Origin of the sequence: Thalassotalea sp. LPB0316, from assembly GCF_014898095.1 — a bacterium.
Classification (GTDB): Bacteria; Pseudomonadota; Gammaproteobacteria; order Enterobacterales; family Alteromonadaceae; genus Thalassotalea_G.
Genome location: NZ_CP062946.1, coordinates 3002931 through 3023483 on the forward strand (window position 1 = coordinate 3002931; position 20553 = coordinate 3023483).

Here is a 20553-nt window from a genome sequence, read left to right on the forward strand (position 1 = left end):
TTAACAAAACATGGATTTAAAACGACTCTTATCATTGAGCATTTCGATTGCGCTATCACCAGCCCTAATAACTTATTCACCGTTCTCACATAGTCAGAATCAATCAGAGCTCACGACTGGCGGCTTTGCCCATTCACTCTACGAAAAAGCGAATTCAGCCTATCAGCAAGGCGACATTAATACAGCGGTGATTCACGTTAAAAATGCGCTACAGCAAGATTCAAACAACTTACCTGCTCGATTATTATTTGGTCAAATTTTACTTGAATACGGTGAGCTAGCAGCCGCAGAAGATCAATACCGCGTGGCTTTATCGCTAAATGCTGATAAATCGATAGTCATCACCCCGTTAGCACAGTCGCTATTGTTACAAAGTAAGTTCTCAAGCATTTTAGCCGATATTACCATTGGCCCCTACCCGAGAGATATCAACACGCTAGTTTATGTTTATCGCGCTAAAGCATATAGCGGGCTTGCGAATCTTGAGGAAGCTAAATTTAATTACCAACAAGCACTGGTCATTGATGAGGCCAACATAGACGCACTATTAGGCTTATCAACGATTGCTAAGAAACAAAACGAGCCAATAAAAGCTAAACAGTTTTTAACACAGGCCAAAGCTATTGCGCCTGATGAGCCTTATATTGCTTTTTTTGAAGGTGAACAACTTCGTCACGACTTCAAGCTTGATGATGCATTAGTCGCTTATAACGAAGCAATTGCACTTAAAAATGACTATACCGATGCTAGACGCGCTCGCGCGACTATTCACCTCGATCAAAACAATTTAGCGTTAGCAAAAGCTGATATTGAGTTTCTATTAGCTGAAATCCCAAATGATCCTTTCTCACAACTGTTACACGGTCTTTACTTAGCTAAAACCAACCAAAGTATTGAAGCTAAAAATTTAATTGCCAAAACATCTGAACAGTTTAGCCAATTAGATCCTGAAACTATCGACCAATTTGCTCCGCTAGCACTGGTCTATGGTTACTCTCAGTTTTTACAAGGCAACTTACAAAACGCAACAACAAGTTTAAATAGCTATCTACAAAAAAATCCAAGTAGTAAACAAGCCCGTGAGATCCTTGCTGAAATTGCAATAGAGCGAAAGCAGTATGACCTAGCAAGTGACCTACTACAGCCGGTTGCGGTTGATCAGCTATCCAATCGAAGTGCTCATATTATGCTGCGCTCGTTAATTGAAACTCAGCGTTACAATCAGGCATTAACCTTGATTGACCAACTCCCCGACAGTATCAGGCAAACACCTGCTATGGTAAATTTACACGCAGTGGTGTTAGTAAAATCAGGCAATGCAGAGCAAGCGATAGATTTATTGACTCAAAAGCAATCCTCTGCGCAAGGGGTAGCAAAAAATCAGGCGATGCTAATTTTAGGTTACAACTATTTGAATCAAACCTTTAATCAAGAAGCCTTAGCAATAGCGCAAAATCTAGAGTCGAGTTTAGTGTCGGAAAATAAGCCATTAACGATAACCGAATTAAACTTTATCGGCTCAGCCTATTTGGTAAACGGTGATGACAACAGTGCCGAACAATACTTTGAGCGCGCACTAACTATCGATAAAAATGACGAAGTCGTTAAACGCAATTTAGCGCAACTTTACCTAAAAAACAGTGAGTATGCCAAAGCTCAATTGCTCATCGAACAAATGTTAGGGCTAAATCCAAATAACTTAAATGTGCTACCGCTTTATGGTGAATTACTCAAACGTCAAAATGACACCTTAGCGGCACTCGCGATATTTGAGCAAATTAATCAATTGGCCCCTGATAATTTAAAAAACAAATATCAGTTAGCGAATGCCTATTTAGCGACAAATCAGGCTGATAAAGCGATTGATACAGCAAACGACATCAATCGACTGGAGTCACTTTCTCCTTTTGCATTGATTGTTAAAGCAAAAGCAAACTTACTCAAAAATGACAACGAACAAGCCGCTCGCTCACTTAGAATAGCGTTTGGTCTATATACTGAAGATGCAGATAAACTTGTTGAGATAGCTAAATTGCAACTTGCTGCTCGAGACATTTTATCTGTTGAGAAATCAATTGCGACGATCAGTACATTAGATCCTAACCACAGAGCATTACACTATTTAAAAGTAACCCTGCTTGAAGCTACTGGCGATGTATCAGGAGCACTTGCTTTACTACAAAAACAAAAGCAACAAACGAGTGATTATTACAGTATCGAAGCGAATTTAATGCTCAAATTATACCAAGACGAAAACGCGTTAAGCTCAGCTCGAAAGGCTTATCAGTTAAGTCCAACAATTGATAACCATCAACTTATGGTTCGCTGTTTATTATTAACTAAAGATTATTCAGGGGTGTATAAACAATTTGAACAATGGCTTAGTGCAAACCCAAATGACTGGCAATCTTGGCGTAAATTAGCCAACCTCTATGAGCAGCATGGGCTGAGCAACGATGCAATAAAGAGCTATCAACAGGCAATAGAGATCAATAGTAAAGACGTATTTAGTTTAAATAATTTAGCTAATTTATTAATAGAGCAAGAAGCCTATGCCCAAGCGTTAAATCTCGCGCAAACAGCACATCAATACGCACCGCTTGAAGCAAAAATAAACGACACCTATGGTTGGGCATTAGTCCATAACAATCGTGCACAAGAGGCTGTTAACTATTTTAGAGAAAGCTTAGCACGTGACCACAATAATGCGACGACTCGTTATCACCTTGGCATTGCACTACAGAAGCTCAATCGCCGCGATGAAGCCCTAACCGAGCTCTATCAGGCGCTGAGTCTGTCGCCTAACGAGGACGTGAAAGCGCTGATCCAACAAGCTATTGATGGTTAAAATATTAATGCTTTGGCGATTGATATTTAAATCACTTGGTATCGTGCCCATTTCATTAAATATTTCGTGACATGGGCTATAGAGGCTGAAAAAGATGTTTACTCCAAGGAAAATTGAACAAGAACCAAACTGGATAGATGATACAGGAACAAAAATCTACACCATTTCAGCCAATGCTAAGTCGGTCAATCACGCTCACTTTAGTGATGCGTTAATTCAGGCCAAAACACATATTGATATCAACTGGGCTATGACCCCGTCATTTGCGATCTTTCATGAAGGCGCTACATACCCCTATTTAATTTTGTGTTGGTGGCAAAATGACAACGAGCTATTTACGAGAGTGTATGTAAAAGAGGCTGAAACTTGGCTATGCGAGGTGACTAAGTATTCATTTTGTGTATACGATTTGGCGGTTATTTGGGCTGAAAGGAATATATTTATTGAAACAATAGATTGCCCCTCTCCTTGTCTTGAGCGCTATCAACAAACACGCGTAGTAATAGAAAACTAACCTTAAGTTAGACGCAAAAAAAAGACCGGCTTTACCGGTCTTTTTTCATTGAAACATATTGCTTTACGCTGAAGCCTTCTGACGATAAATCAGTAGCAAAGCTAGTGCAAATAACACCATAGTGCTAGGCTCTGGTACTTGAGTTGCAGAAGCCGTGTTAAAAGATAAGTTTTTAAAACCACCCGAGCCCTGCATGCGGATCACCAAATATGAAATTGTATCAGATAGTGAGAAGTCGTGTTTTGCATAACCGCGGTTACCTGTCACTGTCATCATCTCAACGCTGTCAATCATATTACCCGCTGAACCGTAGAAGCTAAATGAACCGCGTTGGTTGGCACCGTCTTCCATATCAGCTAAATCGATCGATTTTAAACTCACCGCTTCGCTAAACTCGACAAAGATAAAGCCACCGTGAGGATTGTTACCTGAGTAACGATCATCAGGATCTTTACACAAGCCTTTACCGCCATTCCAAGCCAAATTACATTGCTCATTGCGCTCGTGGATAATGGCGACATTACCTTGGTCAACTTTCAAGTCTTCATCTTGTGTTGCCCAAGTTGCATCCGTGTTAAACAGTGTTAAGAATAAATCTGAATTTGCGTTGTTGAACGCGTTAGGATCTGATGAAACATTTGAGCTTCCCCAGTGACTCCAGTCAGTTTGCGCCCAAAAGGTAACATCTACGCCACCTAAAGCACCGATGTGACCCGATGAGGTAAACTCCTCATCAATGATCTGACCTTTGTTTTTACTGTACTTCCACTGACATGTTGCACAGTTATTGCCGTCAGTTGGGGCACGTAAACCGCTTTCATCAAATGAAATCGTGTATGAATCAGAATTTGCACTAAACGCTGCTAAAAACAACATTGAGGCAAACGACTTCATTAATATCCTTTTAATCATTTGCAATACTCATCAATAAATCTTTTAGACTAACCGTAACAAAGCAATTATTACGCCAAAACAAAAATCCAATTTAAAACCAACAACTTATACGCATTATAAATATTAAGTTATTGAATACTGTAAAAAAAACCAACACGTCTGATCTGTTGTTTTTTTATTTGTTTTGGCTATATAAAAGCCGGCTATTAGAGCCGGCATTTATAACACAAAATTTACATTTATTTCAAGCTAATTGTTGTGTGAACGGCGCTACCATCTTGATGGTCTGGCTCAAACCAACGCGCGGTAACTGACTTAGTTTGCGTCCAAAAACTAACCACTTGTTTACCGTTTGGCCCTAAGTCACCTAACTTAGATGCTCTTGAACCAGTGAAACTGAAATAAGCCACTGGCACAGGAATTGGCACATTTATGCCAACTTGACCAACATCAATATCATTTTCAAACTTACGTGCAGCCCAACCGCTTGAAGTAAAAATTGACGTACCATTACCGTTAGGGTTGGCGTTAATGATGGCAATAGCTTCTTCGAGTGTTTCTGCTTCTAATACGCAAAGTGCTGGACCAAAAATCTCTTGAGTATAAATATCCATGTCTGTGGTAACGTTTGAGAACATTGTTGGACCAACAAAGTTACCTTGCTCATAGCCTTCGACAACACAGTTACGACCATCAACGAGTAATGTCGCACCTTGCTCTACACCGCTATCTAAAATAGATAAAATACGTGCTTTCGCTTGTGGCGATACCACTGGGCCTAAATCGGCTTCGCGATCTGTACCTGGGCCAACTTTCATTTGTTTTGCACGCTCGGCAATCTCTGGTAACCAATTTCTCGCTTCACCGACTAAAATCGTCACAGGGTTTGCCATGCAACGTTGACCAGCAGCACCAAATGCCGAGCCTAACAAGTCATTAATAGCGCGATCTTTATTGGCATCCGGCATGATCACCATGTGGTTTTTAGCGCCCATCATCGCTTGTGCTCGCTTGCCGTGCTTACTCGCGTGATTGTAAACATGAGTACCGACATTCGTTGAACCGATAAATGATACGGCTTTAACGTCATCGTGCTCACATAGCTGGTTAACCGTATCAGCGCCGCCGTGGACAACGTTTAAAACACCAGCAGGAATACCTGCTTCTATAGCTAACTCAACAAAACGGATAGTTGACGATGGATCTTGCTCTGAAGGTTTTAGAACAAAAGTGTTACCACAAGCAACCGCTGGTGGGAACATAAAGGCTGGTAACATCACTGGGAAGTTAAATGCAGTAATACCGACACCAACACCTAGTGGCTTGTTCAATGTGTAAACATCAACACCTGTTGCGGCGTTATTCGCCATTTCACCAAGTTGTAGACGTGTAATCGAGCAGGCATTTTCAACGGCTTCTAAAGCACGCCCAACTTCGCCTTCTGCATCAGGTAAGGTTTTACCGTGCTCTTGGGTAATTAATTCAGCGATTTCACTTGTGTGTTGGCGAACAAGCTCTTGGAATTTAAGCATGATACGCATGCGATTCGTTAACGACACTTGTGACCAGGTTTTAAACGCTGCTTGAGCTGATGCTACCGCTGCATCAACCTCTTCCTTTGTTGCCATAGGCACTTTAGCGACAACTTCTTGAGTCGCTGGATTTAAAACATCTAACCAAGTATCAGTTTTTGAGCGAACTTTTTCGCCATTAATAATCAGGGGAATTTCTTTGATCGTCATTGCGAACCCTTATTGCTTGTAATCATTGTATCGAGCTAAAGGTATGCTTTATTAAGCAGTGACGCAATATGCATAATTGCATGGCAGCTTGTAAATATGCAAACCATTAAAATTAAAGTATACTTTCGCAATGAATTGGGAAGATATTAAAATATTTTTAGAAGTTGCGCGCACCGAAAAGCTCGCACAAGCAGCTAAACGCTTAGGAAAAGATGCGTCTACGGTCTCTCGTCGTATTCACAAACTTGAAGAGCAACTGAGTACTAAACTGTTTGAACGTAGTATTGATGGCCATGAGTTGACCTCAGATGGTGCTGAGTTACTTGAGCGAGCGCGGCGCATGGAGCAGCAAGCACTCAGTGCTTTTAATCAGATAGCGTTAGAAAATACCGATCAAACAGGGCTCGTGCGCCTTGGTTTAACAGAGGCATTTGCGAGTTATTTCTTAACGCCTAATTTACCGCTATTTTATCAACAACATCCCAATATTGAGCTCGACCTGCTTCATTTTACGCGCGATGTCAAAATTAGTCGCAATGAAGCCGATATTGCCATCTCGCTTGAAAAGCCCAAAAATACCTCGATGATCGTCACTAAACTGTGTGATTATCAATTAAAGCTCTACGTCAACAAGCACAGTGCGGTTGGTCAACGTGCAATACAGCAAGTTAGCTCAATTAATCAATTGCCTTGGGTCAGTTACGTCGATTCTATGCTTTATACCGAGCAACTTGCCTATTTTAATGAGTTAACCGACAACATAGTACCGGTATTTCGATCAAACAGTGTAATAAGCCAATACCAAGCAATTAAAAACGGCATTGGCGTTGGCGTGTTACCCTGTTTTTTAGCCGAGCAAGATGAAGCGCTAACTCCTATTTTTAATGATCAGATAAAAATAGCTCGTACCTTTTATCTGGTTACCCACCCCGAGTGTAAAAGACTGGCGCGAGTTGCTCATGTCTGGGAGTTTTTAAAGCAGTTATGTATTGATAAACAGGCATTTTTAATGCCTGAACATTAGCTTGGTTTGCACAACTATCGGGTCAACTCGAAAATTTTCGACTCACCCCAACCGGTATACTGATTCGATACCTCATCAAAACCTAGGGAATTCAATAAACTCATTGATGCGATATTAGTTGGATCTGTGATAGCTAAGACCTGTTGATATTGTTGATAGTAATCGAGCACCGCCAAGCAGGCTTCTTTAGTATAGCCTTTTTGATAATACTCAGGCGCTATCGCGTAACCTAAATCCGGCATGGGTAAATCTTCGCGTTGAAGTAAACCACATACGCCGAGCGGGGTATCGTCATTTAAACACACTAATAATAAACCAAAGCCATGCTCGTGGTAGCTTTGTTTTGGCCCTGAAGTGATGTATTCACGAGCTGCTGCTTGGTCTTCAATGCCTTTATCGCCAATGTAGTTAATAAAATCCGGTTGATTGTATAAATAACGAATAAAATCAGCGTCGTTAAGCTGCATTTCACGTAAATACAAACGGGCTGAGTTCATCTTAATTGTTTTATTTTTCACAGTAAGTTAATCCTTGTACTTGAACAAACTCGCGATAATCAGTCAAACATGTCGCCGAACCAACGGCTGTTTGGCAAACGCTTTTTTGATATTGCCAAGAAAAAACATCAAACCACAAATCTAATAATGCTGCGGTTAAATGCTCGCCTTGTTGTGCCAGTACCTTAGCGGCAACTTCTGCCGTTGCCAAATGGTTGTCTATTTGAGCGCTGCGCAAGGCAAATCGAGAATCTGTGCTGTCAGTTCCCTGAGTCTCCGGCAGGGTAACAAGCGGTAAACCACTAAGGTATGGGCTTTTTCTAAACATTCTTCGCGCTTCACGCCAACTACCATCAAGTAAAATAAATAAAGGCCGTTGCTGAGCAGCCAACTCAACTTTGCTTGTGATCACTTGTTGATTAGCTTGAGCATATTGAGCAGGAAATACCACCATAGGGTACCAACTAGGATCACTCAGTAGATCAAGCAATACTTGATCAGGTTCAGTCCTCGACCAAATAAAAGGAAAGAAATCATCACATACATCGTTAATCAAGCGTCCTGTATTACTGGGTTTCAATATTTCCTTATCGTGCAGTAATAAGACGAAACCCGCGTTAGCGCTATGGTTTACTTTCAAACCACAAATACAATTGACCTTTGCAACTTGGCAATATAGGCAACGCTTAACGCCTTTACCGCGGGCATTAAACGGCTTGGTCGATTGCGCGATGCGCTGCTGATAGAGTGTTTGATATGGATTCATAGTCGCTGTTTTACCAGTATCACTTCAATTTGCAAGCCCCTAAGCGAAGATAGAACAAAAAAGCGGGCTAAAAGCCCGCAAAACACATGGAGTAATCTGTAAGTTTTTGAGTGTGTATTAAATATCTTTGTGGCTATGTCCATGAACGTGTAAGACATCAATTTTACTCAGTTCTGGCACATTGGCTTTTAACTCATCTTCAAGCTTGTCGATGTGAACAATTTGCTCACACAAGGCATAAGCACTTTTTTCAATATTTTCTGCACGCGCTTCCATTTGGCTTTCGATATTATGACCAAAATCTTCCATGCGTGCTTCAAATGCTTCCATATCGCCACCAGAGAAAATCATTTCTCGACCCACAGCCATTAATAAACTGCCCATTGAGCGTTCAATAGCACTTTCTAAAACATCTTCAAAACGTTGTTCAAAGTCTTCGCCAAAAACATCCTCAGCCATGTCATGGCCATTGCCAATATAAATACCTGAGCCTGAGTCAAACTTATGTGCTAGTTGATCGCGAATTTGTGATAACTCAAAGGTCAAATCTTCAGAGACATCGTTCCCTTCACCTAATAATCCATCAAAGGCTAAATTAACCCCTTCGATGGCAATATTTACGCCTTCGATAGCAACATCGCGAACTTGTGGTACGACGTCACGAATACCTGAAGCATAAGCATTTAACGACGACTGTCCAGCAGCTGATAGACGAACATTATGGTTATCAATAACTAACTCATTTTTAGCCGTGATACGATATAGTTCATGTTGGTGATCATCTGAAAAAATGATTTGATTATCTTTTAGTGAAAAATTTGCATCTAAATTGACATCACAGTTATTGCCCGCCAAAGCAAAGGTAGATGAGGTTGTTGCCGCTAGTACAAGTATTGTTGGTAATGTTTTCATCGCGATCCCTTATTCATGATCCAATTAAGTTTGGCTAATGCCGTTAACTTGTTAAGTTTGTCTTCTCCTATTTACAAATCCAGTGCCAAAAATTTTAACCCTATACTTTTCATTGACTTATGAAAAAAAGACTAACTAAGGGTAACAAAACAATAGAGATAAAGTAGTGAAATAAACCAATTATTTGTGTATCTTGCTACTTCTTTCACCAACAATAAGTCTGATCAATGAAACTATCTCTTATTGCCCTAACAACAACTATGCTAAGTGGCTATGCGTTAGGGCATGGCAACAATCAACTACCCGAGTCACAACAACAGTTTTTCAATCAACTTTCTCAGTATTGCGGTAAAGCGTTTGAAGGAAAAGTAGTCACTGACACGCCAAAAAGTGGCGGTTTTGAAGGCCGTTTAGTAATGCATGTGCGTTATTGTGATGACAACCAAATTCAAATTCCATTTCACGTGGGTAGTGATGCCTCGCGCACTTGGATCGTTACCAAAAAACACGGTGGCTTAGAGCTCAAGCACGATCATCGCCACAAAGACGGTTCCGAAGATGAGCTGACGATGTACGGTGGATTAACTAAAGACGCAGGTTACCCGCAAGTACAATCGTTTCCTGCCGACGAGTTCACTAAAGATTTATTTGTCAGAATGGCGATTCCGGTATCCAACGACAATACCTGGCAGTTTTTTATCTATCCTAAGACGTTTACTTATCGCATGGTAAGACCTGCTCGTGAGTTTCGCGTAGATTTTGATTTAACCAAACCTATTACACCACCAGCGGCACCTTGGGGTTACAGCGACTAGCTGTTTGAGCTTCAATAAGCGTTTAAACAAGCTAAATTACAAAACGTACTTTGGGTTGTTGATTGGGTTCCCGTCTATCGGGTTGTTGGCGAGATTCAATCCAACGCTTTCTTGTTTGCTGATCGGGTTGGCGACGCTCTTTACCTGAGCGTCGTTCAACATCTGGCGAATTAATTGCACGCTTGCTTTTATCTGGCACTTTATCTTTTGATTGACGTTGTTGTGCTTTAGCTTTGGGTTGAGACTGCTGTTGCTGATCGTTTTTTAAGTTCTTGAACGTCACCGCTGTTGACGAAGCCTCTGGAGACACAACCTGACCTAATGAATTTAACTGGCGCACAACTAACTCTCAATAAACGTCCTTAGTGATAATTGTTTATTTTATCGGCAAGCGTGACAAACTCTTTAGTCGAAATATGTAAAATTGCAAGCTTTGATTAACAATCACCAAATAAAATTTATTTTATTAAAAAGTCATTTTAATCCACTGATTTAAGTTAATTTTTTATTAACCGCTAAATAACATAATGAAAGAAAAAGCTAATTAGTTAAGGTTTTTACTAGTAAAATGGCAACTAGTTAGGTTATCTTAACCTTAACAATATATTAACCCTGTTTTATAAGAATAATGTATAACACTTATATTGCTCGCCAAGCCATTTTTGATGCCAAAAATAATACTATCGGATACGAATTGTTATTCCGCGATAGCCCCGACAACAAGTTTCCCGCTATCGATAAAAACATCGCAACGGCAAAATTAATCATTCAGAATCATATTCATGGTGACATAAAAGCAATTTGCATGGGCAAAAAAGCTTTTATCAATTTTACTGAACATTGCTTGATCAACAAGTACCCATTGATGTTCGATAACAACAGTATTGTTATCGAAATTGTTGGTCATCAAACAGCTTCAGAGCGGTTAATAAAAATCGTTAAGTTTTATCACAACAAAGGCTATAAAATCGCCTTAAATGACTATGATTTGAACGAGAAATGGGACGTCTTGTTTCCTTACATTTCAATTTTGAAAATTGATATTGAACAAGTTAACCCAAAACAAGTGTTTAAAGCGCTTTCTCGCATGCGCCCATTCAATATAAAACTTGCAGCAGAAAAAGTTGAAACGGTTTTTCAACGTCAATCTCTTGCTGAAGTAGGATTTAACTACTTCCAGGGGTTCTTCTATCACGTTCCTGAAATTATTGAAGGCCAAACACTCGCGCCAATGAAAGCGCAAATGCTTAACTTGATCAGCGAAACCTTCAAAGAACCATTTAGCTTTAATGCGGTTGCAACGATTATTGGGCATGACGTTAACTTAAGTGTTGGCTTATTAAAGATGGTTAACAATGTTGCTGTCGGTACAAAAGTAGAAATCACCTCGCTTAAACAAGCTGCAGCCTACTTAGGTGAAGAGAGTTTGAAGCAATTCGTGTCAATTCTAGCACTATCAAAATTAACTTCAGACAGCACTGACGAGATCGCCAAGCAATCACTCGTTACCGGTAAATTAATGTCGTCTATTGCCGCACATCCACAATTTAAAGAGATCCGAGAATATGCATTTATTACCGGCCTGTTAAGTTCAATGGAAGTGTTACTTAAAATGCCAATGGCCGAGATAATGGCGACAATGCCATTAGCTGAGCAAATCCGCAACGCGTTGATCAACCGCAGTGGTTTACTCGGTGAATTGCTGGTATTAACCAGTAGATTTATTCAAGGCCAAGACGATATCGAACCATTGCTCGCTAACTTTGAACTAGAAAAAGACGTAGTAGCGCAAGAGTTTGTTAAAGCCAGTAAGTGGGTTGCTAGCCTAGATATATAGGAAATCAGATGAAGCTTATCATGCGCTCAGAATTTGATGATTTACGGCTTAACCCCAATCATCAGTTTGAGGCAGATAGAAATGGTGATAAACAGATCGTAAAAATTTATGCTGATGAACTGCTTATCGCCAAAAAGGTAACTCATAAAAAGTCTATTCGATACTTTGCTATCAAACAATACAAAGACTATTTAATCGAAAAACAATAAAAATAAAGCTTACATTATGCCTCAAGAGCAATTGACGAAAGACCATTGCCAATCATTAATTAGCGCGGTAGAAAGTGTTTTTAACAAAATAAACCAGCCTAGGGTAACCGCTGACTTAGCTTGGGAATGGGATGATAAACATCAAGTCCTATTAACGCATTTTGCACGTAACTTTGCACCAGACATTCAGGCCCTAGTAGCCAAAGAGTTACCTGAGCATTGGCATGTCAACAATTTTAAAAGTGCGCCTCGCATTTTACGCGAACAGTTAATCCGTTACGGCAAGTTGTCTAAAGGTCAGCATTATTACACAAAATCGGCAACCGATGATTGCCCTGCCCTGATCGCCATATGGTGGCCTTGGGGTCACGGTAGTACTTACTCGCTGCGTTTTGGCTTACTCGAGCACAGCTATGATCTAGGTCAAATGGCCGAGCCAAGTATCTGGCATCGCTTGAAGAAAGTATTTAATCGCGCATAGCACTATTATACCAATTGAAATAAATATTTGACCGACTCAGAGCTACGTCAGGGAAGTTAGAATAAAAGAAATTTATGCAGGTGTAGTCATTCTACATCAAGTAAATTTGTGAAATTATCACTTTTCTGATGAGCTCCCAAGGGCGAGTTTAAAAGGCTTTTATACTTCGTTACTGATTTTGATAAGGGAATAACCATTATCGGCAATGAAAGCCTTGTCTAAAAGCCTTTTAAATCTCGCTGAGTGATCAAATAGTTAATTCACTTGGTATTAATTATTTACTACTCAAACCCGAGTAACTAGGTTATTCTTGCCGCCATGAAAGCTCCCCGAAAAATTTTCATTACCGGTTTACCTAGAACAGGCACAACCAGTATTTGTCAAGCGATGCTAGACCTTGGTTTTAAAGTTGCTCATACGGCCTATTCAGCCGAAGCACGCTCGTGCGCAGAAGTGATCGCTGATACGCCTATATTTTGTGATTTTGAGGTGTTATCAAAGCAATACCCTGAGGCAAAGTTTGTTCATTTAACACGTGATTCAGCGCTTTGGCTGCCATCGATAAAACAGTTACTCAATCGAATGTTCAAAAATGTTACTCGTACTGATGGTGGCTTCAATCCGACGCTAAAACGATGTTATCAAAGTGTTTTTTCACCATTAACCCGAGATAACATCAATAGCGATCAGTTCCTATCTAGCATTTATCAACAGCACTACCATGCTGTACTCAATTGTTTTAAGGAGCAACCCAATAGGTTGTTAGTTATTGATGTCGCTCAGCCAGAAAGCTTTACTCAACTGCTGTCATTCTTAGCGATAGATTCAGCACCGATCAGTGGTTTTAAACAAGTCAATATTGGTGGCAAGATCACGTATTGGAATTCAATCAAACACATCAATAAAGTAGATAGTAATTTAAAATAATAACAAATAGTTACCGACAAATTACATCTCCATACACTAGTGTTGATGAGCCTTAGGTAATATATCAAGCTCTCATAGAAGTTTGATTGGTGCCTGATGAAAGAAGTTGTCTTGGTTATTAGCTGTTTTGCTTTGATCGCTTTATCGAGCGGTGGATTGTCTGTCAAAATACTGGCTATATGCCTAGCAATAGTAACGGCGATAGTTGGGCTTTCCTATTACTTAGACCAGTATCACAAGAGAAAACTGCAACAGCGTCTAAAGCGCAAAAAGCGACAAAAAATTATCAATAGCTATCAAAGAAAGCACCAATAACACCTATATCTGCAACGATGAGCCTGCATTGAATAGGCGCTCGTGTCGGCTAATCCATATTTAATGTTTTGATTTCGTCAATGGTTTGTTTGTGCAGTTGCTCGATTGTTTTGCCATGAGGTACAGGTTTACGGGTTTGCGGATCAACCTTAACAAAGACAATATCATCAGCGATACAAATTGTTTTTTTAGTGACCTTGTTGCGTACCATGCAAGTTACTGTAATCGAAGATTTTCCAACACTTTTGGTACGCAAGCCAAACTCAACAACATCACCTTGCATGGCTGCTGATTCAAAACTTATTTCACCAATATGCTTAGTCACTAAACAGTTTGTTTCTAGCTGACAAATGGCGTAAATAGCTGCTTCTTCATCAATCCATTCAAGCGCTCTGCCACCAAAAAGTGAGTTTGCATAGTTAAGATCATTCGGCATCACCAGACGACGAGATAAAAACCTCATAAAAAGCCTCTATGTTTAAGATATAAAAATTATCGTAATTATAACCTGCTTCTATAACATTGGTAAGTGGTTAGACCACCAAAAGACAAGTAAAACTGTACATGCAGTAGGGCTTAACTACTATTATATAGAGTGTGTGAATTCGAGTAAGTTTATGGATTGGTGGCAAAAATTTATTAGTTTGAAGTCGTCTGAAGAAGTAGAGCTAAAGCGGAAAAAGCTTGTGTTTTACATGCTGAGCTATTTGTGTAGCTTGATTATTCTCTATTTCGCCAACCAACAGCCAGACAGCTATTTGACATTACAAATTACACTCAATGTTGTTGGCCTATTTTTTATTGTCAATGCATTATGCTCACATTTTCACCGGTATTTCCAAACGGCGATGTTAACCGGTGCGATCGGCATTGGTTTTCTCGTTATCTATCTAGCTTACTCAGGTGGTCATGAAAACACAGGACTCTACTGGATTTTACCCTTTCCTATTGTGTACTTCGTTTTTTTTGGTTATTTCAGAGGACTAGTTGCAAATATATTGGTTTATTTGGTGTTGATCATCTTACTGCTAAACCCTGAAAATTTGGCAGCAAATTATCGCAGTGTCGAAATATCTCGATTTTTGGCTGCCTATTTAGTTGCGATGATCTTGTGTTTAATCGCAGAGTATTTTCGATTTCAAAGTTATATTGAGTTGTCAGTATTAAACCTAAAAAAGCAAAGACAAGCGAATACCGATTCGCTGACAGGCCTTCCTAATCGTCGTTTCATAGATAGTGTCCTGCTTGAATCCGCAACTATCGATCCAGAAAAGTACTTCCCGATGACTGTCATTATTGCTGATATTGATCACTTCAAACAGATCAATGACACTTATGGCCACAATACCGGCGACCAAGCACTGATCCAACTGTCAGAGTTACTCAAAGCAAACTGCCGTGGCGATGATATTGTCGCGCGTATTGGCGGCGAGGAATTTCTAATTGTCTTCCCACAAACGAGCGTCACTATTGGTTTAAGTATTTGTGAAAAACTCAGACAACTCGTCGAACAAACGCCCATTAAGGATGCTGAACATCATTTTAATATCACCGCTAGTTTCGGTATTAGTCAAGCGCTTACCTTATATGATTTTGAAGAAGCTAAAAAGCACGCCGATGTTATGCTTTACGAAGCCAAAGCTGGCGGTCGAAATCAAGTAAGAATTGGCTGATCAATATGATTATAACAACCTAAATTAGCGAACTTTTATCTTAAAAAATAAACTGTAAAGCACAGGGACAGCGACTAGGGTTAATAAAGTAGCAAACGTCAAACCGCCCATAATCGTTACCGCCATATCTGCGAAAAACGCGTCGAATAACAAGGGTGCCATGCCTAAAATTGTCGTGATTGCGGCAAGCGATACTGGCCGCAAACGACTAACACTCGCCTCAACAACTGCCATATTGGGCGGACTACCTTCGGCAATTTGTAAATCAATTTCCTCAATCAAGACAATGGCATTTTTGATCAACATGCCAAACAAACTCAAAAAGCCTAATAACGACATAAAACCAAATGGCATATCGGCAAGCAATAAGCCACTAACCACGCCAACAACCGCCATCGGTACGACTAACCAGATAATCAAAGGTTGTTTTAACTTGCCAAATAACAATACCGACACTAAAAACATCACTAAAAATCCCGCAGGTAAGCCACTGCCAAGCGCTTTCTGGGCATTTTTTGATGACTCGTATTCACCGCCCCATTCAATGTTATAACCATCGGGTAATGGAATGGCTTCAATCTTCGTTTTAACACGCAGCAATGCTTTATTAGCGGTTTCGCCAAAAGCAGGATCGGCAAATACAGTGATGGTTCTGATCCTATCTCGTCGTTGGATGAGCACTTCTTCGCTGACCAGGGTTACCCCTGACGACAGCTGTTTAAATGGAATATATTGACGCTGTTGCTGACTCCATACCTGATTATTTTCAATAGCACCAATAACAGAATCTTGCGACGCTGACATTTTAGCGACGATTGGATACGCATAATCGCCATCTTGTAACACGCCCAAACGTACGCCCGTCGAAGCGTATTGTACAGCGCGCGTAAAATCGGTCCGAGAAACACCAGCAATGCCCGCATTGTATTCATCAAAATGAGTATTTAGGGCTAAACCTTTTTGTCGCCAGTTTTGCCGAATATCGCGTATCTCGCCATCTGCGCGCATGATGGTCATCGCTTGGTTGGCTAAATCACGTAACACATCGTTATCTGGACCAGAAAAACGCACAGCGAGCTTTGCACCACCGCCTGGGCCAAATTGCAAACGCTCTAAATAAAAGTCAGCATCTAAGTTAGCTGCTTTCGCCTTTGCTAAGATATCACTGGCATATTGATCAATATCATCAGTATTAGCCATGCGTACTAATAATAAGCCATAGCTTTCGTTCGGCGCTTGAGGGCTGTAAGTCAGCGTATAGCGGTCAGCGCCGCGACCAATAAAGCTGGTAATTGCGGTGACTTTATCATGGCGCAATAGCGCCTTTTCTACGGTTAATATCGCATCATGAGTTTGACGAATATCGTTATCTTGGCTACCCCAATAATGGATAAAAAACAGCGGTGTATTCGACGCGGGGAAAAAGCCTTGTTTCACTTTTGAAAACCCCGCATAAGCACTAATCGTTATAACAACCAGCAAACCAACAGTTAACCAACGATGGCGTAGCGAAATATTCAATAACCCCAAATACCCTTTTAAAAAGCCACTAATTTTTTGTTGCGTGTCTGCTTGCTTTTCGACGCGATAAAAATACGAGCCAAAAAGTGGTGTAACACTAACCGCTAATACCCAGCTCAACATTAATGAAATTAGCACAACCGCAAACAGTGAAAATAAAAACTCGCCGGTTGAATCGTTCGATAAACCAATCCCGGAAAACGCAGCAATACCGATAACTGTTGCGCCAAGTAAAGGCCATTGCGTGCGTTTAACGATGAAGCTAGCGGCATCGATGGCAGATTTCCCTTGTTTCATTCTCAGCATCATACCTTCGGCAACGACAATGGCATTATCAACCAACATCCCCATGGCGATAACCATAGCGCCCAGAGAAATTCGCTGTAATTGCAAATTGAGTAACCACATGATCAGTACAGTGCCCATCACAGTGATCAGCAACACTGAGCCGACAACGACACCAGAACGCCACCCCATAAATAAGCATAGCGTTACCGTTACTACGACGACTGACATGATCAAGTTTTCGATAAACCCCTCAACGGCTTGATCAACGATTTTCGCTTGGTTATAAATCGGCGTTAGCTCAATACCGGCTGGCAATTTCGCCAGTACCTGGGCTATTTTTTCATCAACTTGCTCTCCAACACTGACAATGTTGACATCACTAATCGCAGACACCGATAAGGTAACGGCTTCTTGGCCATTGTGATTAACTAAGAAGTTTTGCACCTCGCTTTCTTCAAGTCTTAACTCAGCAATATCACGAATTTTAATTGATGAGCTTGAGCCCGGTAAAACGAGCGTTAAATTACTCAAGCTGTCGATACGAGACTCGGCATCTTCGACTAACAGACGAAGTTTTTTACCGTCAACTTCTACCCGACCACTGTCAAACGGTTGCAGGTTGTCATTAAATAAGGCAATAACATCGGGAAATGAAAGGCCTAAGCCAGCGATGCGATATGGATCCATATAGGCAACAATTTGTTGAGATCTCAAACCGTTGACATCGACTTTTGCTACGCCTTGCGCGGTTAACAATTCTCGACGAATAATGCGAGAAAACTCGCGAATTTCATCAAGACTAAAATCTGGTGCTGTTAGTGCATAATACAAACCAAAGACATCACCAAAATCATCGAGGATTTGTGGTTCAGAAGCACCAAGAGGCAGTTGAGCCCGGGCATCGCGTAGCCGCTTTCTCAACTCATCCCATATCTGTGGCAAGGTTGATGACTTATAGCTGTCTTTGATTTCCACCGTTACTTCTGACATACCTGGCTTAGAAATCGATGTGACTCGCTTTAGCTGTGGCATTTGCTGAATGGCTACCTCGATCCGCTCGGTGATCTCCAGCTCAACTTGTTCAGCGCTCGCACCAGGGAAATAGGTCATTACTCGAGCCTGTTTAATGGTAAAAGCAGGATCTTCTAATCGGCCAATATTCGATAGGCCAACCACACCACCGATCACACAAATTAGCACTAATAGCCAAATATTAACCGGATTTTTTATCGAATAACGTGCTATATCCATTAATCATGCTCCGCACGGTATGGCTTTACTAATAGCCCTTGGTACATTTTACTCGCACCTGCCGTGACAATCATATCAGCTGTTGAAAGTGAAGCATCAATCGCGACAAAATCGTCAGCAAACTTAACAACCTTGACAGATGTTTTATCAACACGTTGAGTTTCTACGTTGTATTTCCAAACGAAAAAACCTTGTTCATCATCACCTAAAACGGCAGAAAGAGGCACTACATGAACCTGCTGTTCACTGCGCTCTTCGATAGTAATATCTAATACCGCTCTCGCGCCTGGCACTAAACTGACGCCTTCTATTGGTTCCATTGCAAAAACGGCTTTGTAGGTTTGAGTGATCGGATCGGGCGTTGTTGAATGCTCTAAGTAAGTCACAGGAAACGATTGAGCTAAACTACCAATAGTTGCTGTAGCCGCTTTAATTTTTTTACCGGTATTAGAGGTAATTACCCTTTCAGGCACATTGATTTTAAAGTAAATCTTTGACATATCTTGCATTCTAGCAATCGGCTGACCTGCGCGAACAAAGCTATTATTATCAACTAAGCGTTCTGAAATTTGAGCGCTAAAGGGCGCTAAAAGTTGGGTATAACTCAGTTCCTGTTGACTATCACTGAGTTCAAGTTCTGCTAACTCAAAGGCGGTTTGGGCATTATCAAAGTCCCTTTGCGACGCAAGGCCTTTTTCAATCATTTGCTTGATGCGATTTAGCTCGCGTTCAGCTTGCAGTTTTCGCGATGTCTTCTCTTTAACCTGATGAATAAATGGCGTTTGATCAATAGTTGCTAATAAATGACCTTGTTCTACTTGCGTGCCAGTAACAATATCTTGCTGAACCAATCGACCAGACACTTCAAAGCTCACATCAATCGTTCTTACTGCATCAACTTCCGCAGGGAAGGTATAGGTTGCATTTTCGTTGATCAATTGCACCTTACCTAATTTAACCATTACAGGGGTTTCTTTTTTTACCTGATTAGGTTGCACATCTGAACAAGCAACAACAGCCAAACAAACTAAGACCACGAATATATTTTTCATCAAACTATTCTCTTACGTGTTAATCAACACAAACATTTAAGCAAAGGTTAACACATTATCAATTTTTGTAAACTTTGTAATTCTCAACAAAAGCGATTACAATCGAGCTATTGCTTTTATTTGCCAAGAATTTCTTATGCTTACCAGTACCATTAAAATTCTTAACGCCGCCAAACACTGTTTTTATCAGCACGGTTATAGTGCGACAACCATTTCGATGATCAGTAAATACGCTGATATCTCGCGCGTTACCATCCATAAACAGTTTTGCTCAAAAGAGCAGATTTTTCGACAAGTATTAAACCAATATACCGCTGACATGCTTGAGCAATCGGCAATTATGCTCAAAGAAAAGCACGGCTGTTGGCAAAAAATAGAAGCGCTTTTAACCAAATGGGGCGATGAAATTTTTAAAGAGATCGGTGATGAGATCATACGCAATGACCTCATTTACTCAGCGAAAAAATACTGTAAAAATGAGCTACTCGAGATGAGAGAAGCCAAATGCAGTATTATCGAACAACTACTGAACCAAGGCATAAAAGACGGTAGCGTCTGTTTAGAAAAATTAGCGATGCAGGCCAGTGAAGTTGCCTATTTAATTGAAATAACTTTTAGTGGCTTAGTCAATACGGGGCGAGAAGATAATCGACAGGATCAAATTAGCGCGCTATTGAAGGTTTATCGAACAGCAACGCTTTAATCTTGCTTGGTATTTTTCTTGGCCGCACTACGTTTATCGTTTTCGCGTTTTACCAATAAAAACGTCAAGTACATTTTGGTTGGCAACGACAAAATCAAACCGATAGCCACACAGGCGGCGCTAATAATCATGCCGTTAACGCCCATAGTCTGCGGTAGATTGGCATAACTAATTAAGTAATGGCCTAACAGCAAGAGGCACAAGCCAATTACAATGACAATTTTTAATAACTTGATCAAACCATCTTCAGACATCGTATTGGTACCATCTAAACTAAATAGCTA

20 protein-coding genes are annotated in these 20553 nt (G+C 40.6%); 10 read left to right on the plus strand and 10 right to left on the minus strand.

Annotated features, from left to right (window positions below):
- Positions 1-34 precede the first annotated feature (34 nt).
- Both prsT and LP316_RS13530 read left to right on the plus strand, forming a co-directional pair.
- The gene (prsT, locus tag LP316_RS13525) at positions 35-2848 is read left to right on the plus strand and encodes an XrtA/PEP-CTERM system TPR-repeat protein PrsT (protein WP_193021674.1); all 2814 of its coding nucleotides are present in this window, start codon (positions 35-37) and stop codon (positions 2846-2848) included.
- Between the two features lie 94 nt (positions 2849-2942).
- Positions 2943-3362: a hypothetical protein gene (locus LP316_RS13530; protein ID WP_193021675.1), complete on the plus strand. Its 420-nt coding sequence runs from the start codon at positions 2943-2945 to the stop codon at positions 3360-3362.
- 63 nt (positions 3363-3425) lie between these two features.
- Here LP316_RS13530 and LP316_RS13535 read toward each other — a convergent pair whose 3' ends face one another.
- Entirely contained in the window at positions 3426-4256 is an 831-nt protein-coding gene (locus tag LP316_RS13535; RefSeq protein ID WP_193021676.1) for a PEP-CTERM sorting domain-containing protein, read from the minus strand.
- 239 nt (positions 4257-4495) lie between these two features.
- Complete coding sequence (locus LP316_RS13540; protein ID WP_193021677.1) at positions 4496-5998, minus strand: CoA-acylating methylmalonate-semialdehyde dehydrogenase; 1503 nt, start codon at positions 5996-5998, stop codon at positions 4496-4498.
- Positions 5999-6128: 130 nt separating this feature from the next.
- Here LP316_RS13540 and LP316_RS13545 point away from each other — a divergent pair, with 130 nt between their 5' ends.
- Complete coding sequence (locus LP316_RS13545; protein WP_193021678.1) at positions 6129-7022, plus strand: LysR family transcriptional regulator; 894 nt, start codon at positions 6129-6131, stop codon at positions 7020-7022.
- A gap of 14 nt (positions 7023-7036) precedes the next feature.
- On the opposite strand, the gene LP316_RS13550 is transcribed toward LP316_RS13545, so the two are convergent.
- From LP316_RS13550 to LP316_RS13560, 3 genes are all read right to left on the minus strand, one after another.
- On the minus strand, positions 7037-7540 hold the full coding sequence (locus LP316_RS13550) for a GNAT family N-acetyltransferase (RefSeq protein WP_193021679.1): 504 nt from the start codon (positions 7538-7540) through the stop codon (positions 7037-7039).
- Entirely contained in the window at positions 7530-8285 is a 756-nt protein-coding gene (locus LP316_RS13555; protein WP_193021680.1) for a tRNA-uridine aminocarboxypropyltransferase, read from the minus strand. Before LP316_RS13555 ends, LP316_RS13550 begins: the two co-directional genes overlap by 11 nt.
- Before the next feature lie 117 nt (positions 8286-8402).
- Positions 8403-9197: a DUF2884 family protein gene (locus tag LP316_RS13560; RefSeq protein ID WP_193021681.1), complete on the minus strand. Its 795-nt coding sequence runs from the start codon at positions 9195-9197 to the stop codon at positions 8403-8405.
- Positions 9198-9457: 260 nt separating this feature from the next.
- Here LP316_RS13560 and LP316_RS13565 point away from each other — a divergent pair, with 260 nt between their 5' ends.
- A complete protein-coding gene (locus tag LP316_RS13565; RefSeq protein WP_226960851.1) occupies positions 9458-10012 on the plus strand; it encodes a hypothetical protein in 555 nt (184 codons plus the stop codon).
- A 31-nt stretch (positions 10013-10043) separates the two neighbouring features.
- Here the strand turns inward: LP316_RS13565 and LP316_RS13570 are convergent, their stop codons facing one another.
- Positions 10044-10352, minus strand: a complete 309-nt coding sequence (locus LP316_RS13570; protein ID WP_193021683.1) for a hypothetical protein — start codon at positions 10350-10352, stop codon at positions 10044-10046.
- A gap of 288 nt (positions 10353-10640) precedes the next feature.
- Here LP316_RS13570 and LP316_RS13575 point away from each other — a divergent pair, with 288 nt between their 5' ends.
- From LP316_RS13575 to LP316_RS13590, 4 genes are all read left to right on the plus strand, one after another.
- Entirely contained in the window at positions 10641-11849 is a 1209-nt protein-coding gene (locus LP316_RS13575) for an EAL and HDOD domain-containing protein (RefSeq protein ID WP_193021684.1), read from the plus strand.
- 8 nt (positions 11850-11857) lie between these two features.
- Positions 11858-12058, plus strand: coding sequence for a hypothetical protein (locus LP316_RS13580; protein ID WP_193021685.1), 201 nt, complete (start codon positions 11858-11860; stop codon positions 12056-12058).
- Between the two features lie 16 nt (positions 12059-12074).
- A complete protein-coding gene (locus LP316_RS13585) occupies positions 12075-12539 on the plus strand; it encodes a hypothetical protein (protein WP_193021686.1) in 465 nt (154 codons plus the stop codon).
- 318 nt (positions 12540-12857) lie between these two features.
- Complete coding sequence (locus LP316_RS13590; RefSeq protein WP_193021687.1) at positions 12858-13466, plus strand: sulfotransferase; 609 nt, start codon at positions 12858-12860, stop codon at positions 13464-13466.
- Positions 13467-13830: 364 nt separating this feature from the next.
- Here LP316_RS13590 and LP316_RS13595 read toward each other — a convergent pair whose 3' ends face one another.
- Positions 13831-14244 carry an acyl-CoA thioesterase gene (locus tag LP316_RS13595; protein ID WP_193021688.1) on the minus strand — a complete coding sequence of 138 codons (414 nt, stop codon included), beginning with the start codon at positions 14242-14244 and terminating at the stop codon, positions 13831-13833.
- Between the two features lie 154 nt (positions 14245-14398).
- Here LP316_RS13595 and LP316_RS13600 point away from each other — a divergent pair, with 154 nt between their 5' ends.
- Complete coding sequence (locus LP316_RS13600; protein WP_193021689.1) at positions 14399-15454, plus strand: GGDEF domain-containing protein; 1056 nt, start codon at positions 14399-14401, stop codon at positions 15452-15454.
- A 24-nt stretch (positions 15455-15478) separates the two neighbouring features.
- On the opposite strand, the gene LP316_RS13605 is transcribed toward LP316_RS13600, so the two are convergent.
- Together LP316_RS13605 and LP316_RS13610 are read right to left on the minus strand one after the other, a co-directional pair.
- Positions 15479-18514 (minus strand): efflux RND transporter permease subunit, encoded by a 3036-nt coding sequence (locus LP316_RS13605; RefSeq protein ID WP_193021690.1) that lies wholly within the window; start codon positions 18512-18514, stop codon positions 15479-15481.
- Complete coding sequence (locus LP316_RS13610; RefSeq protein ID WP_193021691.1) at positions 18514-19566, minus strand: efflux RND transporter periplasmic adaptor subunit; 1053 nt, start codon at positions 19564-19566, stop codon at positions 18514-18516. Before LP316_RS13610 ends, LP316_RS13605 begins: the two co-directional genes overlap by 1 nt.
- 136 nt (positions 19567-19702) lie before the next feature.
- On the opposite strand from LP316_RS13610, the gene LP316_RS13615 reads away from it, so the two are divergent.
- Positions 19703-20269 (plus strand): TetR/AcrR family transcriptional regulator, encoded by a 567-nt coding sequence (locus tag LP316_RS13615; protein ID WP_193021692.1) that lies wholly within the window; start codon positions 19703-19705, stop codon positions 20267-20269.
- Here the strand turns inward: LP316_RS13615 and LP316_RS13620 are convergent.
- Entirely contained in the window at positions 20266-20523 is a 258-nt protein-coding gene (locus LP316_RS13620) for a hypothetical protein (RefSeq protein WP_193021693.1), read from the minus strand. The genes LP316_RS13615 and LP316_RS13620 overlap by 4 nt on opposite strands.
- Positions 20524-20553 lie beyond the last annotated feature (30 nt).